This is a genomic window from Providencia sp. PROV076 (assembly GCF_028483405.1).
In the GTDB taxonomy this organism is placed as follows: domain Bacteria; phylum Pseudomonadota; class Gammaproteobacteria; order Enterobacterales; family Enterobacteriaceae; genus Providencia; species Providencia huaxiensis.
The window spans coordinates 141,119-165,752 of record NZ_JAMPRR010000002.1 but is presented as its reverse complement, the minus strand read 5'-3'; the positions used below and the strand labels follow the sequence as shown (position 1 = coordinate 165,752).

Sequence of the window (24,634 nt, the reverse complement as noted above, 5' to 3'; positions counted from 1 at the left end):
TCATGTGGACAGAGTTATTTTTTATATCACTCATAATCTAATTTGTATTTTATTAGACTGAAATAATTACCTGATTTTAAACTTTTATTGTTTCTTTTTATTCGTAGTTTGTAATTTAAATTACGGCTGCCATCAGTTAACTCTTGTGACGACATTGCCTTTCCTGGATATACTACTTCACCACTAGTACTACTAATTTCAATACCAATCCCTTCAGCTTGCCCATTGGTAGTAAATAAACTACCATCATGAACTCCATCAAATGTTACTGTAAAATATTGCCAGTTTGGTTTTTTTGATTCAGGTCTCTCAAGTACACAGTTAATTAATCTAATTGAAAAATTTTTTGCATTGCTTTGGCCATCTCGAGTAATTTGAGATATAGATAAGCTTCCCATTTCAATGGTTTGGTCTTTGCTATTTATATCAATAGAACAGGCAGTTTCAATAATACTTCCATTCATTGTGATTAATGATTCAGCCGAACAATATGATGACAAACTAGTTTCTAATAATAGAATGAATGTCAACCATGAAAATTTATATAGCATATTTTCGCTCTATCATTATATTTAATGAACCTAAAAACCTATCCGTGTGTTTTTAGGTTGAAATTAGAAGGTTGCTAATTTTACTCGTATGATAAAGTGAAATCAGCTACAGAACTGAATTCACCTGCAGTGATAGTTGAAACATCACCACCATTACCTTTTAAATATGCAGAGAATTGTAATGTATTGCTACCATCTTGAATTTGTTGGAATGGTGTAGCTGTGTTAATAGTAACAATTTCACCATTACCACTAGTAATTTGAACACCAGCACCACTACCTGTACCAACGATACCTAAGGTTTTATTATCTTCATCAAATGATGCGGATGCACCAGTAAAGGTTAATTGAACACCTTTAGTTAAGCTGCTAACGTTACAGTTTTGCAGTGCGATATCAAATGTTTTAGGTGATGATTTTCCGCCATCGGCTAAAGCCATATTAGAGATTTGGCCTAATTCAATCGTTTGGTCAATACTTTCTGGTGCAATTGAACATGGTGCTTCAATAATCGCACCTTTAAACGTCACTTTACCGTGGCCTTGGTCAGCAGCATTCGCAGCAGAAGCTCCACCTAAAACTAATAAAGTTGCCATTGCAATACTTTTAATTTTCATCAATCTTTTCCTTTACGGTTAAATATATAAATATGATTATTGTTAATCTCATTATGTTAATTTCATAGTGAGATTAATTAATAACAATCAGAGTTAATTGTTATTAATTAATAACAGTGTTATCTGCCATTAAAGATTACAATAATGCTCTTGAGTCATTGATGTATAAAACTTCTTTTTCAATTTCTGACTTTAATTTAGATAAATCTAGATCAAGATGAATTGTTAATTCGATTAATTTTTCAAAGCTTAGTTTTGTTGTTCCTCGTTCATATCTTGATACTTGTTGTTGGCTTACATTTAGTTTCTCTGCTAATTCAGCTCCGCTAATTCCTTTCTTCTTTCTTAGTTTCTTTATTAAGCAGCCTAATTTTATATTTACATTTTCTTCATCATTCATTCGTACTACCTTAATATGAGAGGTAAAAATATAATGAGTTAATCTTTTTTAAAGAAATAACAAACATCAACTTTAAAATATATGGATATCAACATGATTTTAGATGTTGATATGTCACTAAGGCCATTTTCGTAACGTGATAATTGTTGTTGAGATATACCTATAATTCTGGCTAAATCAGACCCACTTAAGTGATACTCTGATCTTAGCTGTTTAATTTTTTTACCAATATTCTTGGCAACTATGTTTGTAATGTTTTTTTTGTTTTCTAAAACAGTTATGCAAGTGAAAATAGAGTCCTTCATTTATTAGGATACCGATTTAAGTTTCAGTTTTTGTATAGTCGTTTAATTTGTGAACATAGATTACTCTTGATAAAGGTAATTTCTAAATATAAATAACCAGTATGCTAAATCGAAAAAAACGATCAATTATAATATATGTATCTAATTACAAGCTAAACAAGTAATCATCTAATAGTGACTAGTATAATAAGTTGAATAATAAATAAAAATCTAAAACATTATTAATTGAGTGGTTATTTTTATAACATACTATTAATATAATTTTCTTTGAAATAAAATATCAATATAAGATTATTCTCACTAAAATAGTCGCGAAATTTGTATTTATAAAGATATTTATGTCCATTTTGAAACATTTATTTTGGAGGTGTACTAATAGAATTAGTATTATTTGTATAAATAAGACGATCTAAATATGATTTTTTACCTTCGTATTTAGATATTTTAATAGGGATATTTTATTTCAACAGTTGTGAACTTAACCAAGGATGGTGAATACTGAGACTTAAAATCGATAAATCTCAGTATTGATAAAGGTAATAAACTTATGACTTAGCTTATATCACTCGCATCGTGGCGTTCGCGTACTTGCTGTGCAGGATCACCTTGTAGGCGATTAACCCGTCGACCGCGCTGTACTGCTGGGCGTGCATAGACTTCATCAGCCCAACGAATGACATTTTTATATTCATGGACAGATAAAAACTCAGCGGCATCATAAAGCCAACCTTTCACTAATGCACCGTACCACGGCCAGATGGCGATATCAGCGATACTGTAGTTTTCCCCTGCAACATATCTATGTTCTGCTAAACGTTTGTCTAACACATCTAATTGACGCTTGGTTTCCATTGCAAAGCGGTTAATAGGGTATTCAAATTTTTCAGGAGCATAGGCATAAAAATGGCCAAAACCGCCACCTGCAAAAGGTGCTGAGCCCATTTGCCAAAATAGCCAAGATAAGGTTTCAGCACGTTCTGGTTGAGTTGTGGGTAAAAAAGCAGAAAATTTTTCAGCTAAATAGGTCAGAATCGAACCTGATTCGAATACTCGGATAGGCTCCTTACCACTTCTGTCGACTAAGGCGGGGATTTTTGAGTTAGGGCTAATTTCAACGAAACCCGAACTAAATTGGTCTCCTTCACCGATATTAATTAGCCAAGCATCGTACTCAGCCTCCTTAATGCCAAGGGCTAATAGCTCTTCTAACATAATAGTGACTTTTTGCCCGTTCGGTGTTCCTAATGAATATAGCTGTAGTGGGTGCTTACCTACAGGTAAAGATTTTTCGTGAGTTGCACCGGAAATTGGACGATTAATATTGGCGAATTTTCCGCCATTACCTTGCTCCCATTGCCAGACATTAGGGGGAATATAAGGGGTGTTTGCCATGAGTTAACTCCTTAACCGTTTTCAAAGATGGCGATTGCTTTCACATCATTTCTTTCATTATGACTGTGTTCCACTGTAGCAATCTCTAGTGAATTCACCACTATTATTATCTTATTGGGTTTGGTGAGAAGGCTAAATAGCACAGAGTGCAAGAGCAGATAGGGGATAAACGGGCTTGTTAAGTATTAACCCTGAACTCTTTTTCGTTTGTGAGTCGTTGTTTATACGCACAATGGAGGTTGAGTTCTTTATAGGAATTTCTGTGCCTTTTGGGTGGTTCGCCAATAACAAAAGGTAAATATTTTCATTTGTTATAAAAATCAGGGTGTGAAATGAGACCTAAATAAAAAAAACGTTAACAAATGGGTTGTGCAGATCACTAATTCAAATAAAAAAAGGGTGTGAATAATTTGTGAAGATTGGCACTAATTTATCGGAGTGTATTTTATACATTGATAGCATATCAGTCATATTCAGCGGTATCGGAGTGTGTCCATGCTTGTGCCAAATTCAAACATCTACCAAAGCTTATTACAGAGAGCAAAAGCGCAGCCAGACGCTGTTGCCATTGTATTTGAAGAGCAAAGTTGGAGTTATCGCCAATTACTTGTGAAAGTAAACCAAACAATGTTGTGGCTAACAACCACCGTGCAGTTGAAAAAAGGCGATCGAATTGTACTCGGCTGGGGTAATACGATTGAATTTTGCCAATTATTTTATGCCGCGGTAGGGCTGGGTATTCAGGTAATGCCCTTAAGTACCAAAATGAAAGAATTTGAAGGTAAAGAGCATTTATCCTGTATTAATGCCGATGCCATTTTTTGGGATGATACATACCAACCATGGCTGGCACAGCTCAGTGAAAAAGGAGTTAGCCTTTCTCAGTGGCGTAATTTAATCCTTACCGATGAAATTAATTTTATTAACCAAGTTGATGAAGAAGACCCAGCGGTGGTGATATTCACTTCGGGCACAACGGGAACACCGAAAGGTGCTGTGATCACGCACAAGAATATATTATCTGCTGTATATGCCTATCAGGAAACGTTAAAGTTATCTGAACACGATAAAACAATTTTGGCTGTACCGATTTATCATATTACGGGGCTCTCCGCTATTTTAGCATTATTTATTCATATTGGTGGTACGATCTATCTTCAGAAAAAATTTAATGCAAAAGATATTATCTCAACAATTGCAAGAGAGAAAATAACATTTCTACATGGTTCTCCAACTGTATTTATATTGTTAATTCAAAAAATAAAAGAAAATAAAAGTATTAATCTAGAAAGATTTAATTCATTAAAAATGATTGCTTGTGGTGCAGGGCATTTAAATGAAGGTACGATTAAAGAGCTTTCTTATATATTCGCCAAAACATCTATTCATTCTATTTATGGTTTGACTGAGACATCATCCCCTGCCACCATATTTCGTGAAGATATTCGTTATAGTGATAAGAAAGCGAGCTCAGGTACACCAGTTCCTGGATTACAGGTGGCCATACGTGACGATAACGGTAAAGATAAACCCGCTAATACGACAGGTAACATTTGGGTGAAGGGGGATGTTGTTATCCAACGTTATTGGCCTGACAGCCCTGCGAACACGACATCATTTAATGATGGTTGGTTTTTCACAGGGGATATTGGTTATAGGGATGATGATGGTTTTCTTTATATTCAAGATCGAATTAAAGACATGATTAACCGTGGTGGTGAAAAAATATATTCTATTGAAGTCGAAGATTTGATTTCTAATTATCCGGGTGTTAATGAAGTCGCTGTCATTCCAATTGAAAGTACCATTTATGGTGAAGAGCCTATTGCATTTATTATTCCTGAAAACCAAGTATGTTTAACCAGTAAAGAAATCATTGAATGGCTAAAAGACAGGGTGCCAACTTATAAAGTTCCAGTAAGAATTATGTTTACACGTAATTTCCCTAGAACGTGGAATGGGAAAATAAGTAAGAAAGATTTGAAATTACGATATTACTCTTTAAATAACTAAATTCTAAATTAGTTTTTAATTAATCAAAAAGGGGCTATGAAATATTAGCCTTTAGGTAGGTTTTATCATGAATAATAAATTTATTTCGAAACAAGATGCCGCTAAATTAATTAATAATGGCGATACGATTTGTACTGTGGGAATGACATTAACCAGTGCTGCTGAATCTATTTTATCGGAAATTGAACAACGTTTTTTATCCGAGGGTACACCAAATCAATTAACACTGGTTCATGCAGCTGGACAGTGTAACCGTATTCGAGGAAATCAACACTTTGCCCATGAAGGGATGGTGAAACGGATCATTGGTTCCCATTGGGGGTTAGCACCTCGATGGATGCAAATGATTAATGATAACCAAGTCGAAGCGTATTGCCTCCCTCAAGGGCAAATGGTGCACTTATATGGCGCAATGGCTGCAGGCTTACCGGGGCGCTTATCCAAAGTAGGGTTAGGGACATTTATCGATCCTGATCTTGAAGGCGGTAGGATGAACGCGAAAACGTTGGCTCTTCCTCCTTTGGTTGAAAAAGTGAATTTCAAAGGGGAAGAATGGTTATGGTACCCAGAAATTCCCTTAGATGTGGTGGTGATCAGAGGAACTCACGCTGATAGTAAAGGTAACCTCACCACCGATGAAGAAGCCATGGCCCTAGAGGTCTTGCATGCGGTACTGGCGGCTAAACGTTTTGGTGCCAAAGTGATTGCACAAGTGAAGTATTGCGTTGAAGAAGGGACTCTGCATCCCAAGCGTGTCACTGTTCCCGCAAGCTTTATTGACCACATTGTCGTGTGCGATAACCCTGAAGAAGACCATCGCCAATCCTCAAGCTGGTTTTTTGACCCAACTCTATGCGGTGATATTCGCACCCCTGTCCAACAAACTACGCCATTACCTTTGGATATTCGCAAATTGATTGGGCGAATTGCATGCCGTTATCTATATGAAAACTGTGTGATTAACTTAGGAACGGGTATTCCAAACGATGTTATCGGCTCAATTATTCAGGAAGAAAATGCAACTAAGCGCGTCGATATTACTGTGGAGTCAGGGATTTGGGGGGGCGTCCAAGCTGGCGGTATTGACTTTGGTATAGGCCGTAACCTGTCAGCGATGATTAGTCACCAAGACCAAATGTTGTACTACAACGGTGCAGGCGTTGATATCACGTATATGGGCGCAGGGGAAATGGATGCCCGAGGCCATGTCAATGCGACGTTGCTAGGCAATATTTGCCCTGGGGCAGGTGGGTTTATTGATATTACCCAAAATGCGCGGCACGTGGTGTTTTGCTCGACGTTTACCGCAAAAGGGTTAGATATTCGTTGTGAAAATGGGCAGTTAAATATTGTGCGGGAAGGGGATATTAGAAAGTTAGTTAACCAAGTACGGCAAATTTCATGGAATGCGGATGTCGCACGAAATATCAACCAAACCATGCATTTTGTCACGGAACGTGCAGTGTTCACATTAGGGGGGGAAACCCCAGTACTGGTTGAAATTGCCCCCGGTATTGACCTAGAGCGTGACATCCTTGCCCATATGGACTTCGTACCCGAAATTTCCCCTGATTTGAAGGTGATGTCTTCTTCATTATTTGAGGAAGCCCCTTTTGGTCTGGTTTCGTATTTATAGTTTCAATATTAAAGAGGAATTTATCCATGTTAGTACAAGATAAAGTCGCCATTGTGACGGGTTCTGCAAGAGGTATTGGTTTTGCTATTGCTCAGGTGCTTGCGGAAGAAGGGGCAAAAGTCGTTATTTCTGACTTAGCCATGTCGTCAGGTGAAGAAAGTGCAAAACAGCTACAAGAGCAAGGCCATCAAGCCATTTTTATTCCTTGTGATATTGCCAAGCGTGAAGAGGTCAATACCTTATTTTCTAAAACGTTAGCACATTTTGGGGCGATTGATGTACTGGTGAACAATGCGGGGATCAACCGAGATGGCATGCTGCATAAATTAACGGAAGATGATTGGGATAAAGTCATTGATATCAATCTGAAAGGGACATTTAACTGCATGCAAGAGGCTGCAAAATTAATGCGTGAGCAAGGACATGGCCGAATTGTCAATATCTCCTCGGCCAGTTGGCTTGGGAATGTTGGGCAAGCCAACTATGCCGCGTCTAAAGCTGGGGTTATTGGTCTGACAAAAACGGCTTGCCGTGAGTTAGCCCGTAAAGGTGTCACTGTAAATGCGATTTGCCCGGGGTTTATTGATACAGATATGACCCGTGGTGTACCTGAAAAAGTGTGGGACATCATGATCAGTAAGATCCCTGCGGGTTTTGCCGGGGATCCGCGCGATGTAGGCCAATGTGTTGCCTTTTTAGCCTCTGATAAAGCGCGTTATATCAATGGTGAAGTGATCAATGTTGGCGGCGGAATGGTGCTATAGGGGGAAATAATGAAACAAGCGAATGATATTGTCATTGTGAGTGGTGTGAGAACAGCAATTGGCACGATGGGGGGAAGTTTTGCAAATACGCATCAACATGACCTCGGAGCTGTGGTGATCCGTGAAGCTGTGAAAAGAGCAGGAATTGCCCCCGAAGATGTTGATGAAGTCATCGTGGGTAATGTTGGGCAAATCGCAGAAAGTGGTTTTATCGCACGTATTTGTCAGCTACGAGCAGGGCTCCCAAAAGAAACGACTGCATATTCGGTTAACCGTCAATGTGGCTCAGGGTTACAAGCTTTAGCTGATGGCATGATGCTGCTACAGACTGGCCAATCCGATGTTGTGGTGGCATGTGGTACAGAAAATATGACGATGCTGCCGTATTACTTACGCAAAGCGCGTTATGGCTACCGCATGGGGAATGATGTGCTCGAGGATGGGTTAACGTCTATCTTAACTTGGCCAGAAGGCCCTTATCACAACGGAATGACGGCAGAAAATGTTGCAGAACAGTTCAATATTACCCGTGAAGAAATGGATGATTTTGCATGGGATAGCCAGCAAAAAGCGTTAAAAGCGATTCAAGCGGGTTATTTTGCTGATCAAATATTACCCGTAGAAATACCTGAAGGCCGTAAAGGCACGCGTATTTTTGATACCGATGAACATCCGCGGGATACACCACGTGAAAAATTAGCAAAATTGCGCCCTGCATTTAAAGCTGATGGTGTGGTTACGGCAGCAAACTCTTCAGGTATCAATGATGGTGCTGCGGCATTAGTGATGATGCGTCGTGAAGAGGCGGAAAAACGTGGTCTGAAGCCAAGAATGAAAGTGGTCGATTGGGCTGTAGCAGGTTGTGAAGCGGCCATTATGGGCTTTGGACCCGCGCCAGCAACCCGTCGATTAATGGAAAAGCTCAAAATGGATGTAAAAGACATTGATTTAATTGAGTTAAATGAAGCGTTTGCTGCACAAGCTATTGCAGTCATGAATGATTTGTCTCTTGATAGCACTAAAGTGAATGTGAATGGTGGCGCAATTGCTCTGGGTCATCCTGTGGGTGCCAGTGGGGCTATTTTGCCTGTGAAGTTAATGTATGAAATGGAACGCCGCCAGGTTGCTACCGGGTTAGTGACTATGTGTATCGGTGGTGGTCAAGGGATATCAATGTTGTTCGAAAGAGAATAAGAAAAACTGCAAGCAGAAAGCCCGACGTGGGGCGTGGGGCGTCGGGCTGTTGCTGAAGTAAAACAACAGGTATGGGTCACTTATTGCCGAGAGCCGTACCTGTTTCACTACAACATGAGGATCTTATCTATGTTTTCTACAAATGCAAAGTTAGATTATGCAGCTCAGGGTAAAAAAACTAACGCAAAGATATATCGTAACCTGATGCCGTTGTTGATTTTAGCGTACATTATTAGCTTTATTGACCGAACCAATATTGGCATGGCAAAAAATGCGATGTCGATTGATTTAGGATTATCTGCAACCGCATTTGGTATTGGTGCAGGGCTTTTTTTCCTAACCTACTCGATTCTTGAGATCCCAAGTAATTTAATAATGGAAAAAGTGGGCGCGCGTTTTTGGATCACGCGGATTATGATCACTTGGGGGTTATTATCTGCGGCAATGGCGTTTGTGACAGGGCCGACTTCTTTTTATATCTTGCGGTTATTACTAGGAGCGGCTGAAGCGGGTCTATATCCTGGGGTCATTTTGTATATGACATATTGGTTTAGCCAAGAGGAGCGGGCTAAAGCAACAGGATTATTTTTACTTGGAGTCTGTCTCGCGAATATTATTGGGGCACCGCTGAGCGGCCTATTATTGAGTATGGATGGCTTATGGGGCTTCCATGGTTGGCAATGGATGTTTGTTATTGAAGGCCTGCCAGCAGTTATCCTAGCATTTGTTGTGTGGTTCGTGTTGCCGAATAAACCAGAAGATGCGAAATGGTTAGATGAAGATGATCGGAATTATATTAAATATAAACACGATCAAGACAAAAATAGCATTAGTGTGAGTAACAGTAAATTCTCACTCAAGGCGGCATTTAAAAATAAAGCCTTCATGATGATTGTTGCTATCTATTTCACTCACCAGTTCTCGGTCTATGGCTTAAGTTACTTCTTGCCTACTATTATAGGTGAGTATGGCAAATTGACGCCTATTCAAATTGGCTTATTAACAGCAATCCCTTGGATTTCAGCTGCAATTGGTGGCATTTTTGTGGCGAGAAAGGCCAATACACCACGACGTTCATCACGCATTCTAGTTTCAGGTTATGCAGTAATGGCGGTTGGGTTAGTGATTGGTGCCTTAGGCGGCCCAGTAGTCGGTTTAATTGGCTTTTGCTTAACTGCATTTATGTTTTTTGTGGTTCAATCGATTATTTTCTCACTTCCACCGACGTATATGAGTGGCAGCATGCTAGCGGGAAGTTTGGCATTATTGAACTGCTTAGGATTATTTGGTGGCTTCCTTGGCCCGTTTATTCTAGGATTTTTTGAAGATTATACAGGAACAGCCACTTCTGGATTATGGTTTGGTGTCGGTTTGTTAGTTATTGGAACGATTATTGCTTCACGAGTGAATACTAACGGTATGAGCGAGCCTGAATCACTACAAGTATCGGCTCCAGCGGAAAGCAAATAATTCAACATCGCCATTTACAATAGGAAAGTCTGCATGAAAATTGTTATCGCACTTGATTCCTTTAAAGGAAGTTGTTCTGCAAGGTTGGCATGCCAAGCCGTTGCTGAGGGTTTCAAGCGTGTATCCTCTGAGTTAGATATGACGTTATTACCCATATCTGATGGCGGAGAAGGTTTGTTGGAGTCACTGGAACATAGCCCCGTGCTTTCTGGTGTAACACCTTACATTTTTAGCTGTACTGGGCCTTATGGTAGTAAGGTTGATGCAGGGTTATTAGTGCTGGAGGAAAAAACTGCCTTTATTGAAATGGCGCAATGCTGTGGGCTGGAATTAGTTCAACGTGAACACCGTCGAGTTGAGAATGCCTCAACTTATGGTTTGGGTGAAATGGTCAAACATGCATTAGATATGGGCTGCTCTCGTATTATTATTGGGATAGGAGGAAGTGCAACTAATGATGGTGGTGCAGGATTTGCTCAAGCATTAGGTGCTCAGTTCTATGATAAAAACTCGCAGCTTATTGAGGCGCCAATTTGTGGTAAAGATCTCATTAATATTGCAAAGATTGATTTTGATAAATTTGATTCACGAGCCGTAGAAGTTGAATTTAATGTCTCTTGCGATGTTGAAAACCCTTTATTAGGCAAAAATGGTGCGACTTATGTTTATGGTCCCCAAAAGGGGGCCGACCAAGCCACACTCGACCAGCTTGAAATCGGAATGGCTCACTATGCGAAATTGATGTCAACAATAACGGGGAAAGATGTCTCACTGGAGGCTGGCAGTGGTGCAGCGGGTGGGTTAGGTGCGGGGCTTCGTTGGTTTGTTTCGGCAAAACTCGAAAAGGGAATTGATCTCGTTTTGGGGCTCCTTGGCGCAAAATCTTATATTCAACAAGCGGATCTAGTCATTGTAGGAGAAGGGCGGCTGGACAGCCAAAGTGCGAATGGTAAGGCTCCTGTGGGAGTGGCTCGTATGGCCAGCCATTATGGTGTGCCTGTCATTGCACTTTGTGGGGGGTATAGTGATGATAGCCGTATCCTATACCAACATGGCATTACTGCAATGTGGTCGCTTTGTCCGGGGCCGGTTTCCCTTGAGCAAGCAATGATAAATTGTGAGCGTTATTTGGCGGATACAGCTGAAAATTTGCTGCGTACCGTACTCGCAAATTCGAATACGTAAATAAAACCCTAAAGTGAGGCGGTAAGATGCTACTGACTGAAAAACTAGCCAATGATATTGTCACGCGTGCAATGGGAATTATCCATCACAACGTCAATGTGATTAATAGTCAGGGCGTGATTATCGCTTCAGGAGAAAAAAAGCGTATTGGTGAAACCCATGAAGCCGCAGTGGAAGTGATCCGCTGCGGCAAACGGATCACTATTTACAATGAAAATGAAGCGCGAGCTTATTCGAATGTGGCACCGGGGATAAACCATCCGATTGTTGTGGCAGATAAAGTGGAATTAGTTATTGGTGTGAGTGGTGATCCTGTTGTGATCCAGCGTTATGCCGAGCTCGCTATACTGACGGCTGAGCTGCTAATTCAACAAGAAATTGAGCGGCGTAGTATTAACTGGCAGCATCGTTTGCGTGACATGTTATTTGTCCAGTTTATAGAAAGCACAACGCCAGCACAGGGGCGCAGTGCATTACTAAAATTGCATAATTCCGGTTTTGCGTTCACTTTACCGACTATTCCTGTGATTATTAATATTGAAGCTATTCAGTACCGTCCTGAAATACTCGATACGATCATTACTGAATTATCCGCTATGGAGAAAAGTGATGTGTTATTACTCAATAGCCGCGAAATTTTGATGCTATTTCCATCAACACATTATCAAAATGAGTCATTTATTCCGAGCCTTCATTTCATTTTAGATAGCCAACTTAGCCAATATTACATTGGTGTTGGTGTTCAGGCAGATACACAGGAACATGTGAGAGATGCCGTTCATTTCGCACGTTCAGTGATTGAAGTTGGCCGGCTAACGGTTCCCGATAAACAAGTCTTTTTATTTAAAGAAATGGCATCTTTATGTCTCTTTAATGAATTGGAAAATAGCTATCTATTTAATTTCTTTTTAGATATTTGCCATAAAATATTGTTGCATGATTCGGGCGATATTTTGCTTGAAACCCTGGAGTTATTTTTATCGCAAAATGGCGAAATAGGTAGCACAGCGCAGCAATTAGGTATTCACAGAAATACATTAAGTTATCGGTTACAACAAATTAAAAAGCAAACTAGTTTGGACCCCACAAGGTTTACGGATCTTATTCAGCTATCTGTTGCTATGCATGGCTATCGTCGACGTTACCCAAAACAACAGCCATGGCTCGATGCATTAAGTTGAGGTGCTGTGTCATGACTTTTGTTGTAAAACCCAAATAGCGGCTTCAACACGCGATTTTAAATTAAGTTTCTTTAGTAAGTGTTTGACATGGACTTTGACGGTGCTCTCTGTGATTTGTAATTTATTCGCAATCATCTTATTTGATAGCCCCTGTGAGATTAAATCTAAGATATGCGTTTCTCTTGGGGTTAATGCGGATAGATTATGCTCTGTAGCGGCTCGGCTATCTCTTAAAGATTCAGCTAAAATGGAGGTAAGCGTTGGGCTAACGACCATTTTACCACTTGCTGCTTCTTTTAATGCAATAATGAGTTTTTCGGGTTCCATGTCTTTGAGTAAATAGCCATCAGCACCTCGTTTTAATGCATGAATTAAGTCTTCACCGTAATTGGACACTGTAAATAAGATAATTCGGCCTGAAAGTTCGCGGCTACGTAAATTATCGAGTACTTCAAAGCCATTCATACCCGGCATATTGAGATCTAATAGGATTAAATCGGGGTCTTGCTCTTCCGCAATTTTAATACCCGTTATTCCATCGTCTGCTTCACCAATGACCTTCAATGTGGGTTCTAAACTAATTAATTGTTTAACACCGTTACGTAGCATCGGGTGGTCATCAATCAGTAAAATGGTAGATTGCCCAGTCAGTTTATTGTCATTTTTCATTAATGAGTTACTCCAATTTAATTAGGCCACAGTCAGTGGAAATACGACATTAACCGTAGTGCCACCCTGAACTCTTGGGAAAATTTGATATTTCCCATTTAGGCTTAGGGCTCTTTCTCTCATAATAATCAATCCATAATGGTTATTTTTTGTTGGCTGAGGTTGGATCCCTTCCCCATTGTCTTCTATCGTCATGGTGATTAACCCATTATTTTCGATTAATGAGACTCGCGACCAGTTCGCATTAGCATGTTTGAGAATATTGCTTAAAGCTTCTCGGATTATCTGAATAATATGAATAGATTGATGTGGAGAGAGGCTTTTGGCTGGAATTTGGTAATCTAATTCAATTTGAAAACCAAGACGTTGGCTGAATTCTTGGATTGTGCTTTCTAAAGCAGGGAATAAGCCTGGTTCAGTTAATTTTAGCCTGAAGGTTGTTAAAAGTTCACGTAATTGGCTATAGGCGGAATTTATTTCATTGCGCATTTCGTTTAATAGTTCTTGGTGCTTAGTTGGCAATGTTTTAGGTTGCATTTGCAGATAACTAATTTGCATTTTGAGACAAGATAATGATTGTGCTATGGAATCATGTAATTCTCTCGCAATCGCCGAGCGTTCATCCATTATCAGTAACTGCTGTTGTTGTTCTAATTGGTGCTCCATCGCTAGCATTCCAGCAATTTGTTTGACTAGCATGAGCACTAAATTATTTTGCTCTTCAGATAATGGCTGGTTTATATCTATTTCAGCCAAAATCATGCCATAACGCTGTAAGTTATCGGAAATCTCCCATGATATTACTTTAAGGTGCTCAGCTTTTTTGGGTGACTTGAGGCAGTGTTCCTTGTTTTCAGGGCAATGAATTTCTTGAAAGCAGGCATTATTATTTTCTTCATATAGCCTCAATCTGATGTTTTGTAATGGCATTAAGCTTTTCAGTTCAGATAATACTTTTTCTAACCTGACGGATAGTGGCCCAATGGCATGTAAGGTGCGATTAGATTGGTATAAATAGAGTAATACGTTATTTTTATTTTGTAGATCAGCCGTTTTTTCGATAACTCGGGATTCTAATTGATGGTAACTCTGTGCGAGCTCATCCGACATTTGATTTAATGTTTGACCCAGGGAATTTAGCTCATCTTGTTTCTTGCCGACAGGGAAGCGCTGACTAAAATCTTGATGGCTAATCGCATTCACCATATGAAGTAACTTAAGCCAAGGTGTATAAATTTTCTTTCTAAAATGGCAGATAGCAAAAATAAGTAGCAATGAAACGAGGCTAATAAATACCATTTGGGTGATGGCTACATAGGTTATTTTTCGTTCTGTTTTTTCATCAATATTACGAACTAATGCATCGAGTTTATTAACGAAGGTAACGACCGCAAGACGTGCATCATTAGGAGAAACTGCATGGTTAAGTGCTGGTTTTAATTCTGTAACCCAATATTGATAAAGCTCAGCAAATTGCGGATTTAAATCTTCTATTTCGACAACTTGTGTCAGTTCATTGCTTAATAAATTTTTTTCAAGCTCACTAACATATACGTCAGAGTATTGGTTGAGTGGCACTAATGAAAGTAAATGATAGCTTTGCATCCGCAATGAGCCTGACTTATTAATTGCATGTGCATTTCCTTGCACACTAATAATCATACTATTTGAAATTGTCATGCCAATAATACCGAGTACGGCAATCAATAACATTAGACCAATAACTTGGTTAATGATTGAAAATCGGTGATAAGCAATAGACATAAGTGATCCTTTCTACTCTTTACGTTTATTCATTATTTTTGATAACGTAGATATTGTTTCTCTATTATATAAAATTGAATATGCCACTTCGGTATTACTCCTTAATATCCCATTGAATTATTCGCTTTAAATTCCAACACATAAAATTACGCAGTAATGAGTTTTTTTGTTTTAATTCAATTTGTTATTGTTTTGTACTCCTAATACCTCTCTAGTGGTTAACGAAAAAAATCACGCATATTTCATTTAAATCTCTCTTGATTTAGATCAGCTTCACAGTGGGCTATTCGCCACACACTGCGAGCAGAAATTGTATTTATCGGGGTGATTTATGTCTCAACGAGATAATGTTAATAACGTGGTTGCACAGTCAAATAACGGTGTTATACAGGATTGGCGTCCTGAAGATATTCGGTTTTGGCAGCAAACGGGGCAGCGTATTGCAAATCGTAATTTATGGATTTCTATTCCATGTTTATTGCTCGCATTTTGCGTATGGATGTTATTTAGTGCCGTTGCTGTGAATTTAAATAAAGTGGGTTTTAATTTTACGACAGACCAATTATTTTTATTAACCGCATTACCTTCCGTTTCAGGCGCTTTATTAAGAGTCCCTTATTCATTCGTTATTCCTATTTTTGGTGGGCGTCGTTGGACTGCTATTAGTACGCTATTTTTAGTGATCCCATGCATTTGGCTAGGTTATGCGATTCAAAACCCCGCCACGCCTTATCAAGTCTTTGTCATTATTTCCCTGCTTTGTGGTTTTGCCGGCGCTAACTTTGCATCCAGCATGGCTAATATCAGCTTCTTTTTCCCTAAGGCTCGTCAAGGTGGTGCACTTGGCCTGAATGGTGGGCTAGGCAATTTAGGGGTCAGTGTCATGCAATTGGTGGCCCCTTTCATTGTGGGTGTTGGCGTATTTACTTTCGTGGGGGGAACGGGAGCGACTCAACCTGATGGCTCAACGTTGTGGTTAGAAAATGCCGCTTGGATTTGGGTGCCATTTCTGCTGCTTTTTACTGTGATGGCTTGGTTTGGCATGAATGATTTAGCGGCGAATAAGGCATCTCTTAAAGCGCAGTTACCTGTTTTGAAACGGGGTCATCTATGGGTATTAAGCCTGTTATATCTGGCAACATTCGGCTCATTTATCGGTTTTTCTGCCGGTTTTGCTATGTTATCGAAAACGCAGTTCCCAGACGTCATTATTTTGAAGTTTGCCTTTTTTGGCCCTTTCCTCGGAGCTCTAGCTCGTCCAGTCGGCGGCATGTTGTCTGACCGTTTTGGTGGTGTGAAAGTTACATTACTGAACTTTGTGGTCATGGCGGTTTTCTCCGGCTTGCTATTTTTTACGTTACCAGAAAACGGCCAAGGAGGCTCTTTTGGAGCATTTTATGGCGTATTTATGGTGCTGTTTTTAACGGCAGGGTTAGGCAGTGGCTCAACCTTCCAAATGATCGCAGTCGTTTTTCGTAAATTAACCATGGATAAAGCCATTTTAAGAGGGGCTTCAGAGCAAGAGGCTCAAAAAGAAGCGGTAACAGAAAGTGCTGCGGCTCTAGGATTTATCTCTGCTATTGGGGCAATCGGTGGCTTTTTTATTCCAAAAGCGTTCGGAACATCATTAACACTGACGGGTTCGCCGGCAGATGCGATGAAAGTATTTTTTGTATTTTATATTTCCTGTGTGTTTATCACATGGCTGGTATACGGCCGTAAACACAAATAATAACAAGTCATAAAAATCAATTTTAGCAATGTACGGCGCCGGTCGCCGTCTCTTTGGAGGCAATCCGATGAGCAAGTTTTTAGACAGATTTCGGTATTTTAAGCAGTTGGGCGAAACCTTTTCAGGTGATCACGGGCAAGAGTTAAATGTAAACCGTGATTGGGAAGATGGTTATCGTAGCCGCTGGCAGCATGACAAAGTTGTGCGTTCCACTCATGGTGTTAATTGTACTGGCTCTTGTAGCTGGAAAATTTATGTCAAAAATGGGTTAGTGACTTGGGAAACTCAGCAGACGGATTACCCACGAACTCGCCCTGATTTACCTGACCATGAGCCGAGAGGATGCCCTCGAGGGGCGAGCTACTCTTGGTATTTATACAGCGCAAACCGTGTTAAATACCCAATGATGCGTAAGCGCTTACTTAAATTGTGGCGTGAAGCAAAAGCAGAGCAACAAGACCCTGTTGCAGCGTGGCTATCTATTATTAATGATCCACAAAAGGCACAAAGCTATAAACAAGCTCGTGGTCGCGGTGGTTTTGTTCGTTCAAGTTGGCAGGAAGTGAATGAACTGATTGCAGCGGCAAACGTCGCGACGATTAAAGAATTTGGTCCTGACCGCATTGTTGGCTTTTCACCCATTCCTGCGATGTCGATGGTTTCCTATGCCTCGGGCGCGCGCTATTTATCATTAATTGGTGGCTCATGCTTGAGCTTTTATGACTGGTATTGTGATTTACCGCCCGCATCCCCAATGACTTGGGGCGAACAAACTGACGTACCGGAATCAGCAGATTGGTACAACTCGTCTTATATTATTGCTTGGGGTTCTAACGTTCCGCAAACGCGTACGCCAGACGCACATTTTTTTGCAGAAGTGCGTTATAAAGGGACGAAAACGGTCGCGGTGACGCCAGATTACGCGGAAATTGCCAAATTATGTGACCATTGGTTGAACCCGAAACAAGGAACAGATAGCGCCATGGCAATGGCGATGGGGCATGTGATCCTCAATGAATTCCATGTAAAACGCGAAGCTGAATATTTCCGTGAATATGTGCGTACGTATACCGATATGCCGATGCTTGTCATGCTAGATAAGCGTGAAGATGGCTCTTATGCCGCAGGCCGCATGCTACGGGCATCTGATTTATATAATTCATTAGGCGAAGAAAAAAATGCCGAATGGAAAACTATTGCGATTGATGAAGAGACAGGCGAATTATGTGCTCCACAAGGTTCAATGGGATTCCGTTGGGATGGCGGTCAAAAATGGAATTTAGAACCGCGCGCTGGACAAGATGCACATAACATTAAAATGAAACTCAGCTTGGCAGATAGCTATGATGAATTTGTCGATGTTGGTTTCCCTTACTTTGGTGGCTTAGAAAGCGAGCACTTCCAGCATGTTGAACTTAAAGATATTTTATTACATAAACTGCCCGCTTAACGTATTCAGTTAGCTGATGGTAGCGAATCATTAGTTACTAGTGTTTATGATTTAATGCTAGCGAACTACGGCATTGACCGTGGTTTTGGTGATGAAAACTGTGCGGTTGATTACGATGATATGAAAGCGTATTCACCTGCGTGGGCGGAGAAAGTCACAGGGGTTAGCCGCCAAAATATTATTCGCATAGCGCGTGAGTTTGCCGATACCGCAGAGAAAACCCATGGCCGCTCTATGGTGATTGTTGGCGCAGGGATTAACCACTGGTATCACATGGATATGACCTACCGCGCGATTATCAATATGTTGATTTTTTGTGGTTGTGTAGGGCAAAGCGGTGGTGGCTGGTCTCACTATGTGGGGCAAGAAAAATTACGTCCACAAACGGGTTGGTTACCTTTAGCCTTTGGTTTGGACTGGCAGCGCCCACCTCGTCATATGAATAGCACTTCTTTCTTTTATAACCACTCAAGCCAATGGCGTTATGAAACAGTCGCAACAGAAGAGTTGTTATCGCCTCTAGCCGATAAGCAAGCCTTTAGTGGCAGTTTGGTTGATATGAATGTACGAGCAGAACGCATGGGGTGGCTGCCGTCAGCACCACAGTTAAATGTCAACCCATTAAATATTGCGAAGAATGCACAAAGTGAAGGGATGTCACCCACTGATTATACTGTTAAACAGTTGAAAGAAGGCAATATTCGCTTTGCTTCAGAGCAACCTGATGACCCTCAAAATTTCCCACGAAATCTGTTTATTTGGCGTTCAAATTTATTGGGTTCCGCAGGGAAAGGCCATGAATACTTACTGAAATACTTATTAGGAACTGAAAATGGTATTCAAGGCAAAGACTTAGGCCAACAAGGCGGCGTCAAACCAGAAGAAGTGGAATGGCAAGATAAAGCGGCAGAAGGGAAAGTTGACTTAGTGGTGACTCTCGACTTCAGAATGTCGAGCACCTGCCTGTTCTCGGACGTTATTTTACCGACTGCTACTTGGTATGAAAAAGACGATATGAATACCTCGGATATGCATCCATTTATTCATCCGCTCTCTGCGGCAGTTGACCCAGCTTGGGGATCCAAAAGCGATTGGGAAATTTACAAGGGGATTGCCAAAGCATTTTCTGAAGTCAGCGTTGGGCACTTAGGCAAAGAAACGGATGTGGTGACGCTGCCGATCCAACATGATAGTGCTGCTGAGATGGCACAGCCTTTTGATGTGAGAGATTGGAAAAAAGGCCAGTGCGAGCTTATCCCCGGAAAAACTGCACCGCACATTATCTGTGTTGAGCGTGACTATCCAAATACTTATGCACGTTTTACCTCTCTTGGCCCACTGATGGATAAATTGGGTAATGGGGGAAAAGGGATCAATTGGAATACGCAAGATGAAATTGATTTCTTGAAAAAACTCAATAAAACTCAGCCAGAGGGGGCTAATGCTGGGCGGCCAAAAATTGAAACAGCGATTGATGCCGCTGAAGTTATTTTAACACTCGCGCCTGAAACCAATGGGCAGGTGGCAGTAAAAGCATGGGATGCGTTAAGCAAAGTAACAGGCCGCGACCATACTCATCTTGCTCGTCATAAAGAAGACGAAAAAATCCGTTTTCGCGATATTGTTGCGCAGCCGCGTAAAATTATCTCTAGCCCGACATGGTCAGGGTTGGAAGATGAACATGTTTCTTACAACGCCTGTTACACCAACGTTCATGAAATGATCCCATGGAGAACGCTCAGTGGTCGCCAGCAGTTATATCAAGACCATGAATGGATGCGTGCCTTTGGGGAAAGCCTTGTGGTATATCGCCCACCGATTGACACACGAGCCGCTCAGCCACTTATGGGGAAAAAATCCAATGGGTTCCCAGAAAAAGCACTGAACTTTTTAACACCGCACCAAAAATGGGGGATCCACTCCACTTACAGCGACAACTTATTAATGTTGACGTTAGGCCGCGGTGGCCCAGTGGTTTGGCTTAGCGAAGAAGATGCCTGCGAGCTTGGTATCGAAGATAACGATTGGGTTGAAGCTTTTAACAGTAATGGTGCATTAACCGCTAAAGCGATCGTTAGCCAACGTATTCCTGATGGCATGATCATGATGTACCACGCCCAAGAACGGCTGATCAACTTGCCTGGATCTGAAATTACGGCTCAACGTGGCGGAATTCATAATTCGGTCACGCGTGTTTGCCCGAAACCTACGCATATGATCGGTGGCTATGCGCACCTTGCCTATAGCTTCAATTACTACGGAACAGTAGGTTCTAATCGTGATGAATTTGTGGTTGTTCGCAAAATGAAACAGGTTGACTGGCTGGATGGTGAAGGTGATGCCTACCAGCAGACCTTGAGCGGAAAGGAGAAAGCATAATGAAAATTCGTTCTCAAGTCGGCATGGTGCTAAACCTTGATAAATGTATTGGTTGTCACACTTGCTCAGTGACCTGTAAAAACGTGTGGACTAGCCGCGAAGGGGTTGAATACGCATGGTTTAATAACGTCGAAACTAAACCGGGTATTGGTTATCCCCATAATTGGGAAGACCAAGAAAAGTGGAAAGGAGGCTGGATACGCACTATTAAGGGTAAATTGGTTCCACGGATGGGGAACAAAGTGGGTGTTTTATCGAAAATCTTCGCTAACCCAGATGTACCTGCTTTGGATGATTATTATGAGCCGTTTAATTATGACTACGGCCATTTAAAAAATGCCAAAGAAGGCAAGCACGTACCAACCGCGCGCCCTCGTTCATTAATTACGGGTGAGCGAATGAGTAACGTGAAAATGGGACCAAACTGGGAAGATGATTTAGGCGGTGAATTCGCCAAACGAGCCCAAGATAAAAACTTTGAACATATTCAAAAAGAGATGTACGGGCAGTTTGAGAATACATTCATGATGTATTTGCCACGCCTGTGTGAACATTGTTTAAACCCAGCGTGTGTAGCGACCTGCCCAAGTGGGGCAATTTATAAGCGCTCAGAAGACGGTATTGTGTTGATTGACCAAGACAAATGCCGCGGCTGGCGCATGTGCTTAACCGGTTGCCCGTATAAAAAAATCTATTTCAATTGGAAAAGCGGTAAATCAGAAAAATGTATTTTCTGTTACCCACGTATTGAGTCAGGCATGCCAACGGTTTGTTCTGAAACCTGTGTTGGTCGTATCCGCTATTTAGGGGTATTGCTGTATGACGCCGATAAAATTGAGTCGGCAGCCAGTGTCGAAAAGGAAACCGACCTTTACCAAAGCCAACTTGATGTTTTCCTTGATCCCCATGATCCAAAAGTGATTGAAGAAGCGCAAAAACAAGGGATCCCATTAAGTGTGATCGATGCGGCACAGAAATCCCCAGTGTACAAAATGGCGATGGAATGGCGCTTAGCTCTGCCACTGCACCCTGAATACCGCACGTTACCCATGGTGTGGTATGTACCCCCTTTGTCACCAATTCAGTCAGTGGCGGATTCAGGGCTCTTAGCTAATAACGGTGTATTGCCGGATGTAGAAAGTTTACGCATTCCAGTGCAATACCTTGCGAATTTGTTGACCGCAGGGGATACCGAACCGGTGCTATTGGCGTTAAAACGTATGTTAGCGATGCGCCATTTCAAGCGAGCAGAAACCGTAGAAAACCAATGTGATACCAGTGCGTTAGAGCAAGTTGGATTAACACAAGTTCAAGCACAAGAAATGTACCGTTATTTAGCTATTGCTAACTATGAAGACCGTTTTGTCATTCCATCCAGTCATCGAGAATTGGCGCGTGAAGCATTTCCTGAAGCGAAAGCTTGTGGCTTTAGTTTTGGTGATGGCTGCCATGGTAGCGATAGCAAAGCGAATTTGTTTAATAGCAGACGCATTGATGCCATTGATATCACACCAAAAAATAATCAGGAGAAAGCACTATGATGGCACTAAAAGTGATTTCTCGGTTATTGGAATACCCTTCGGAAGCGCTTTGGTTACATCGCGATGAGATCATTGAAGCGCTAGAACAGGCTGATGAACTGTCTGTCACACGGGCTGTTCAACTGATGGTGTTTGTGCGTGAGTATCTCAATGAAGACTTACTCGATATGCAAGCGCAATATTGTGAGCTGTTTGATAGAGGCCGCGCAACATCATTATTGCTATTTGAGCATGTGCACGGTGAGTCCCGAGACCGAGGACAAGCGATGGTGGATTTAATGGCTCAATATCAGCAACACGGTTTACAAATTGATTGCCGTGAATTACCCGACCATTTGCCCATTTATTTGGAATACCTCACGGCATTACCGACCGATGAAACTATCGAGGGGTTACAGGATATTGCGCCAATTTTAGCGCTGTTAGGGGAAAGGCTAGAACAGCGAGAAAGCCGTTTCTCTGTTTTATTTGATTTTTTACTTGAGCTTTCCCATAGCGACATTGCTGCGGAGCAATTAAGCAAACAAGTAGCAATCGAAGTACGGGATGACACTCCAGAGGCGCTAGATGCGGTTTGGGAAGAGGAGCAAGTGAAATTTTTTGCCGATGAAAAAACATGTGGTAGCGAAGTGGCGGCACATCAACATCGCTTCGCCAATGCGGTGGTACCACAATACTTGGATCTCAGTGTGGGTAGCCATGTAGGAGTTCAAAAATGAATTTTATCAATCAATTTTTCTTCGATATATACCCCTATATCGCTGGGACGGTATTTATTGTCGGTAGTTGGTTACGTTACGATTACGGGCAATACACATGGCGAGCGGGTTCCAGCCAAATGTTAGATAAAAAGAACATGCGTTTGGCATCAAACTTATTCCATTTGGGGATTATTGGGATTTTTGTCGGGCACTTTTTAGGTATGTTAACGCCTCATTGGATGTATGAATCTTTTCTGCCAATGCATATTAAGCAATTAATGGCGATGATTGGTGGGGGCGCAGCAGGTGTGATGATGTTAATTGGTGGCGCGATGCTGTTGAAGCGCCGCCTGACGAACCCTCGCGTGAGAGCAACTTCATCCTTCGGTGACATTATGATTTTAACCTTGCTGGTGGTGCAAGTTTGCTTAGGGTTACTCACCATTCCATTCTCAGCACAACATATGGATGGTAGCGAAATGTTGAAATTAGTGGGATGGGCGCAGTCTATTGTGACATTCCATTGGGGGGCATCCAATTACCTTGAAGGTGTTGGCATCGTTTTTAAACTGCATATTGTGTTGGGGATGACGATATTTTTACTCTTCCCATTCTGCCGTTTAGTGCACATTTGGAGTGCCCCTATCGAATACCTGACTCGTCGGTATCAATTGGTGAGAAATCGCCATTAGGTTTGGTTCCACAAGGCGGTGGGCCAGTACATTGCTTTTATACAACTTGTTCTTGTGTAAACAACAAATATTGCTATTTTGGCACCCCATTTCATATGAGATGGGTTTTTTTGTTTTAAGTGGTGATTTACTTTGTATCGCCATATAAACATACTCTAATTTGGGTGTAGGTAATGCTAAATATAATGGTAAGTTATGCTCAGTCTTTATGGTGTTTTGACTTAAACAGCGGTTTCTATATTTGAGATATTATTATTAGGTCAGTAATGTAATTGTCGATAATAATTTATGGCATTACTTTTACTCATTTTTGGGATATCCTCATTTTCGCTATTTAACTTACCTTGATTTAGCTAATCAACTTAAATAGAGATTGGTTTATTTCTATTAAAGGTGTCTTGTTTTTCTATTTTAATCCTTCTGGTGGTATTTATAAAGTTATTGAAAGTTACTTTTAATTACTGTTTGAAATAATTTGAAATATTAAGGCTGTCTGGCTATCGTTTTTCATTTTATTTTCTATCAATTATTTCTATTTTTATTTTTATTTAAAAAGTGTTTTATTATATTAATGGCACCTAGGTGTTGTTTATATTGAATTCATGGTTGTTTTTAATCTATCATGATGATATTTATGGATTTATTTTTAATTTATTACTCATTTAAAATGTAACAATTGGTGAGTTTAGAAACATTATGAAAATATTTAATTGTTTTTTTTGGGAAGTTTCTGATTAATTATTTTTCGGTAAAATCTCGATTTAATATTTTTGAGTTAATTTCATGATTTCACTTTATCTCATCCCATTTTTTTTCACTAATAAGAACCCGTTTTATGAGTATAAAAAACTTTATTAATAATGATTGGGTTTATTTTATGGTTTTTTATTAAGAAAAGGTCAATTTAATTAGAAGCACATCACCAACTTATCCCGTAATGGTGTATTTAAGATGGGGTATGTTATGAATTATATATATATATCACTAACTTATAGTTA

General features: G+C 40.6%; 18 protein-coding genes and 1 pseudogene. 12 read left to right on the top strand and 7 right to left on the bottom strand.

Annotated features, from left to right (window positions below; translation table 11 throughout):
- Positions 1-26: 26 nt before the first annotated feature.
- The 5 genes from PSF67_RS02215 to yghU all read right to left on the bottom strand — a co-directional run bounded on the left by PSF67_RS02215 (position 27) and on the right by yghU (position 3,265).
- Positions 27-464 (bottom strand): fimbrial protein, encoded by a 438-nt coding sequence (locus PSF67_RS02215; protein WP_231068773.1) that lies wholly within the window; start codon positions 462-464, stop codon positions 27-29.
- Between the two features lie 167 nt (positions 465-631).
- Positions 632-1,168: a fimbrial protein gene (locus PSF67_RS02210; RefSeq protein WP_210848259.1), complete on the bottom strand. Its 537-nt coding sequence runs from the start codon at positions 1,166-1,168 to the stop codon at positions 632-634.
- Between the two features lie 136 nt (positions 1,169-1,304).
- Positions 1,305-1,568 (bottom strand): helix-turn-helix domain-containing protein, encoded by a 264-nt coding sequence (locus PSF67_RS02205; protein ID WP_210848258.1) that lies wholly within the window; start codon positions 1,566-1,568, stop codon positions 1,305-1,307.
- A 38-nt stretch (positions 1,569-1,606) separates the two neighbouring features.
- A complete protein-coding gene (locus PSF67_RS02200; RefSeq protein ID WP_210848257.1) occupies positions 1,607-1,873 on the bottom strand; it encodes a helix-turn-helix domain-containing protein in 267 nt (88 codons plus the stop codon).
- Positions 1,874-2,425: 552 nt separating this feature from the next.
- Positions 2,426-3,265 carry a glutathione-dependent disulfide-bond oxidoreductase gene (gene yghU, locus PSF67_RS02195; protein ID WP_272676455.1) on the bottom strand — a complete coding sequence of 280 codons (840 nt, stop codon included), beginning with the start codon at positions 3,263-3,265 and terminating at the stop codon, positions 2,426-2,428.
- 495 nt (positions 3,266-3,760) lie between these two features.
- Between yghU and PSF67_RS02190 the strand changes: the two genes are divergently transcribed.
- The 7 genes from PSF67_RS02190 to PSF67_RS02160 all read left to right on the top strand — a co-directional run bounded on the left by PSF67_RS02190 (position 3,761) and on the right by PSF67_RS02160 (position 12,708).
- Positions 3,761-5,278, top strand: a complete 1,518-nt coding sequence (locus tag PSF67_RS02190; protein WP_102138113.1) for a class I adenylate-forming enzyme family protein — start codon at positions 3,761-3,763, stop codon at positions 5,276-5,278.
- A 67-nt stretch (positions 5,279-5,345) separates the two neighbouring features.
- Entirely contained in the window at positions 5,346-6,914 is a 1,569-nt protein-coding gene (locus PSF67_RS02185) for an acyl CoA:acetate/3-ketoacid CoA transferase (protein WP_272676454.1), read from the top strand.
- A gap of 26 nt (positions 6,915-6,940) precedes the next feature.
- Entirely contained in the window at positions 6,941-7,678 is a 738-nt protein-coding gene (fabG, locus tag PSF67_RS02180; protein WP_102138111.1) for a 3-oxoacyl-ACP reductase FabG, read from the top strand.
- Between the two features lie 9 nt (positions 7,679-7,687).
- The gene (locus PSF67_RS02175) at positions 7,688-8,872 is read left to right on the top strand and encodes a thiolase family protein (RefSeq protein ID WP_102138110.1); all 1,185 of its coding nucleotides are present in this window, start codon (positions 7,688-7,690) and stop codon (positions 8,870-8,872) included.
- Between the two features lie 129 nt (positions 8,873-9,001).
- Positions 9,002-10,342, top strand: coding sequence for an MFS transporter (locus tag PSF67_RS02170; RefSeq protein ID WP_166264150.1), 1,341 nt, complete (start codon positions 9,002-9,004; stop codon positions 10,340-10,342).
- Between the two features lie 33 nt (positions 10,343-10,375).
- Positions 10,376-11,527: a glycerate kinase gene (locus PSF67_RS02165; protein ID WP_272676453.1), complete on the top strand. Its 1,152-nt coding sequence runs from the start codon at positions 10,376-10,378 to the stop codon at positions 11,525-11,527.
- Positions 11,528-11,553: 26 nt separating this feature from the next.
- Entirely contained in the window at positions 11,554-12,708 is a 1,155-nt protein-coding gene (locus PSF67_RS02160) for a CdaR family transcriptional regulator (protein ID WP_166264154.1), read from the top strand.
- Between the two features lie 9 nt (positions 12,709-12,717).
- Here PSF67_RS02160 and narL read toward each other — a convergent pair whose 3' ends face one another.
- Both narL and narX read right to left on the bottom strand, forming a co-directional pair.
- Positions 12,718-13,377 (bottom strand): two-component system response regulator NarL, encoded by a 660-nt coding sequence (narL, locus tag PSF67_RS02155; RefSeq protein ID WP_166264156.1) that lies wholly within the window; start codon positions 13,375-13,377, stop codon positions 12,718-12,720.
- Between the two features lie 21 nt (positions 13,378-13,398).
- Positions 13,399-15,141: a nitrate/nitrite two-component system sensor histidine kinase NarX gene (gene narX, locus PSF67_RS02150; RefSeq protein WP_272676452.1), complete on the bottom strand. Its 1,743-nt coding sequence runs from the start codon at positions 15,139-15,141 to the stop codon at positions 13,399-13,401.
- Between the two features lie 331 nt (positions 15,142-15,472).
- Between narX and PSF67_RS02145 the strand changes: the two genes are divergently transcribed.
- The 5 genes and pseudogenes from PSF67_RS02145 (at position 15,473) to narI (ending at position 23,636) form a co-directional block, all read left to right on the top strand.
- Positions 15,473-16,873 carry a NarK family nitrate/nitrite MFS transporter gene (locus PSF67_RS02145; protein ID WP_272676451.1) on the top strand — a complete coding sequence of 467 codons (1,401 nt, stop codon included), beginning with the start codon at positions 15,473-15,475 and terminating at the stop codon, positions 16,871-16,873.
- A gap of 67 nt (positions 16,874-16,940) precedes the next feature.
- Positions 16,941-20,702 (top strand): annotated as a pseudogene (locus PSF67_RS02140) (nitrate reductase subunit alpha).
- Positions 20,702-22,243 carry a nitrate reductase subunit beta gene (gene narH / locus PSF67_RS02135; protein WP_272676450.1) on the top strand — a complete coding sequence of 514 codons (1,542 nt, stop codon included), beginning with the start codon at positions 20,702-20,704 and terminating at the stop codon, positions 22,241-22,243. The pseudogene PSF67_RS02140 and the gene narH overlap by 1 nt, the downstream one beginning before the upstream one ends.
- Positions 22,240-22,962 (top strand): nitrate reductase molybdenum cofactor assembly chaperone, encoded by a 723-nt coding sequence (gene narJ, locus PSF67_RS02130; protein WP_272676449.1) that lies wholly within the window; start codon positions 22,240-22,242, stop codon positions 22,960-22,962. The genes narH and narJ overlap by 4 nt, the downstream gene beginning before the upstream one ends.
- A complete protein-coding gene (narI, locus tag PSF67_RS02125; protein ID WP_004907792.1) occupies positions 22,959-23,636 on the top strand; it encodes a respiratory nitrate reductase subunit gamma in 678 nt (225 codons plus the stop codon). Before narJ ends, narI begins: the two co-directional genes overlap by 4 nt.
- The last annotated feature ends 998 nt before the right edge of the window (positions 23,637-24,634 follow it).

Bases quoted from the DNA above. Each gene is read 5' to 3' on its own strand.
- PSF67_RS02165 (WP_272676453.1), top strand. From the start codon at position 10,376: ATGAAAATTGTTATCGCACTTGATTCCTTTAAAGGAAGTTGTTCTGCA.
- PSF67_RS02205 (WP_210848258.1), bottom strand. From the start codon at position 1,568: ATGAATGATGAAGAAAATGTAAATATAAAATTAGGCTGCTTAATAAAG.
- narJ (WP_272676449.1), top strand. From the start codon at position 22,240: ATGATGGCACTAAAAGTGATTTCTCGGTTATTGGAATACCCTTCGGAA.
- narL (WP_166264156.1), bottom strand. From the start codon at position 13,377: ATGAAAAATGACAATAAACTGACTGGGCAATCTACCATTTTACTGATT.
- PSF67_RS02200 (WP_210848257.1), bottom strand. From the start codon at position 1,873: ATGAAGGACTCTATTTTCACTTGCATAACTGTTTTAGAAAACAAAAAA.
- PSF67_RS02170 (WP_166264150.1), top strand. From the start codon at position 9,002: ATGTTTTCTACAAATGCAAAGTTAGATTATGCAGCTCAGGGTAAAAAA.
- PSF67_RS02145 (WP_272676451.1), top strand. From the start codon at position 15,473: ATGTCTCAACGAGATAATGTTAATAACGTGGTTGCACAGTCAAATAAC.
- PSF67_RS02185 (WP_272676454.1), top strand. From the start codon at position 5,346: ATGAATAATAAATTTATTTCGAAACAAGATGCCGCTAAATTAATTAAT.
- narH (WP_272676450.1), top strand. From the start codon at position 20,702: ATGAAAATTCGTTCTCAAGTCGGCATGGTGCTAAACCTTGATAAATGT.
- PSF67_RS02210 (WP_210848259.1), bottom strand. From the start codon at position 1,168: ATGAAAATTAAAAGTATTGCAATGGCAACTTTATTAGTTTTAGGTGGA.
- PSF67_RS02175 (WP_102138110.1), top strand. From the start codon at position 7,688: ATGAAACAAGCGAATGATATTGTCATTGTGAGTGGTGTGAGAACAGCA.
- PSF67_RS02215 (WP_231068773.1), bottom strand. From the start codon at position 464: ATGAATGGAAGTATTATTGAAACTGCCTGTTCTATTGATATAAATAGC.
- narX (WP_272676452.1), bottom strand. From the start codon at position 15,141: ATGTCTATTGCTTATCACCGATTTTCAATCATTAACCAAGTTATTGGT.
- PSF67_RS02160 (WP_166264154.1), top strand. From the start codon at position 11,554: ATGCTACTGACTGAAAAACTAGCCAATGATATTGTCACGCGTGCAATG.
- PSF67_RS02190 (WP_102138113.1), top strand. From the start codon at position 3,761: ATGCTTGTGCCAAATTCAAACATCTACCAAAGCTTATTACAGAGAGCA.
- narI (WP_004907792.1), top strand. From the start codon at position 22,959: ATGAATTTTATCAATCAATTTTTCTTCGATATATACCCCTATATCGCT.
- yghU (WP_272676455.1), bottom strand. From the start codon at position 3,265: ATGGCAAACACCCCTTATATTCCCCCTAATGTCTGGCAATGGGAGCAA.
- fabG (WP_102138111.1), top strand. From the start codon at position 6,941: ATGTTAGTACAAGATAAAGTCGCCATTGTGACGGGTTCTGCAAGAGGT.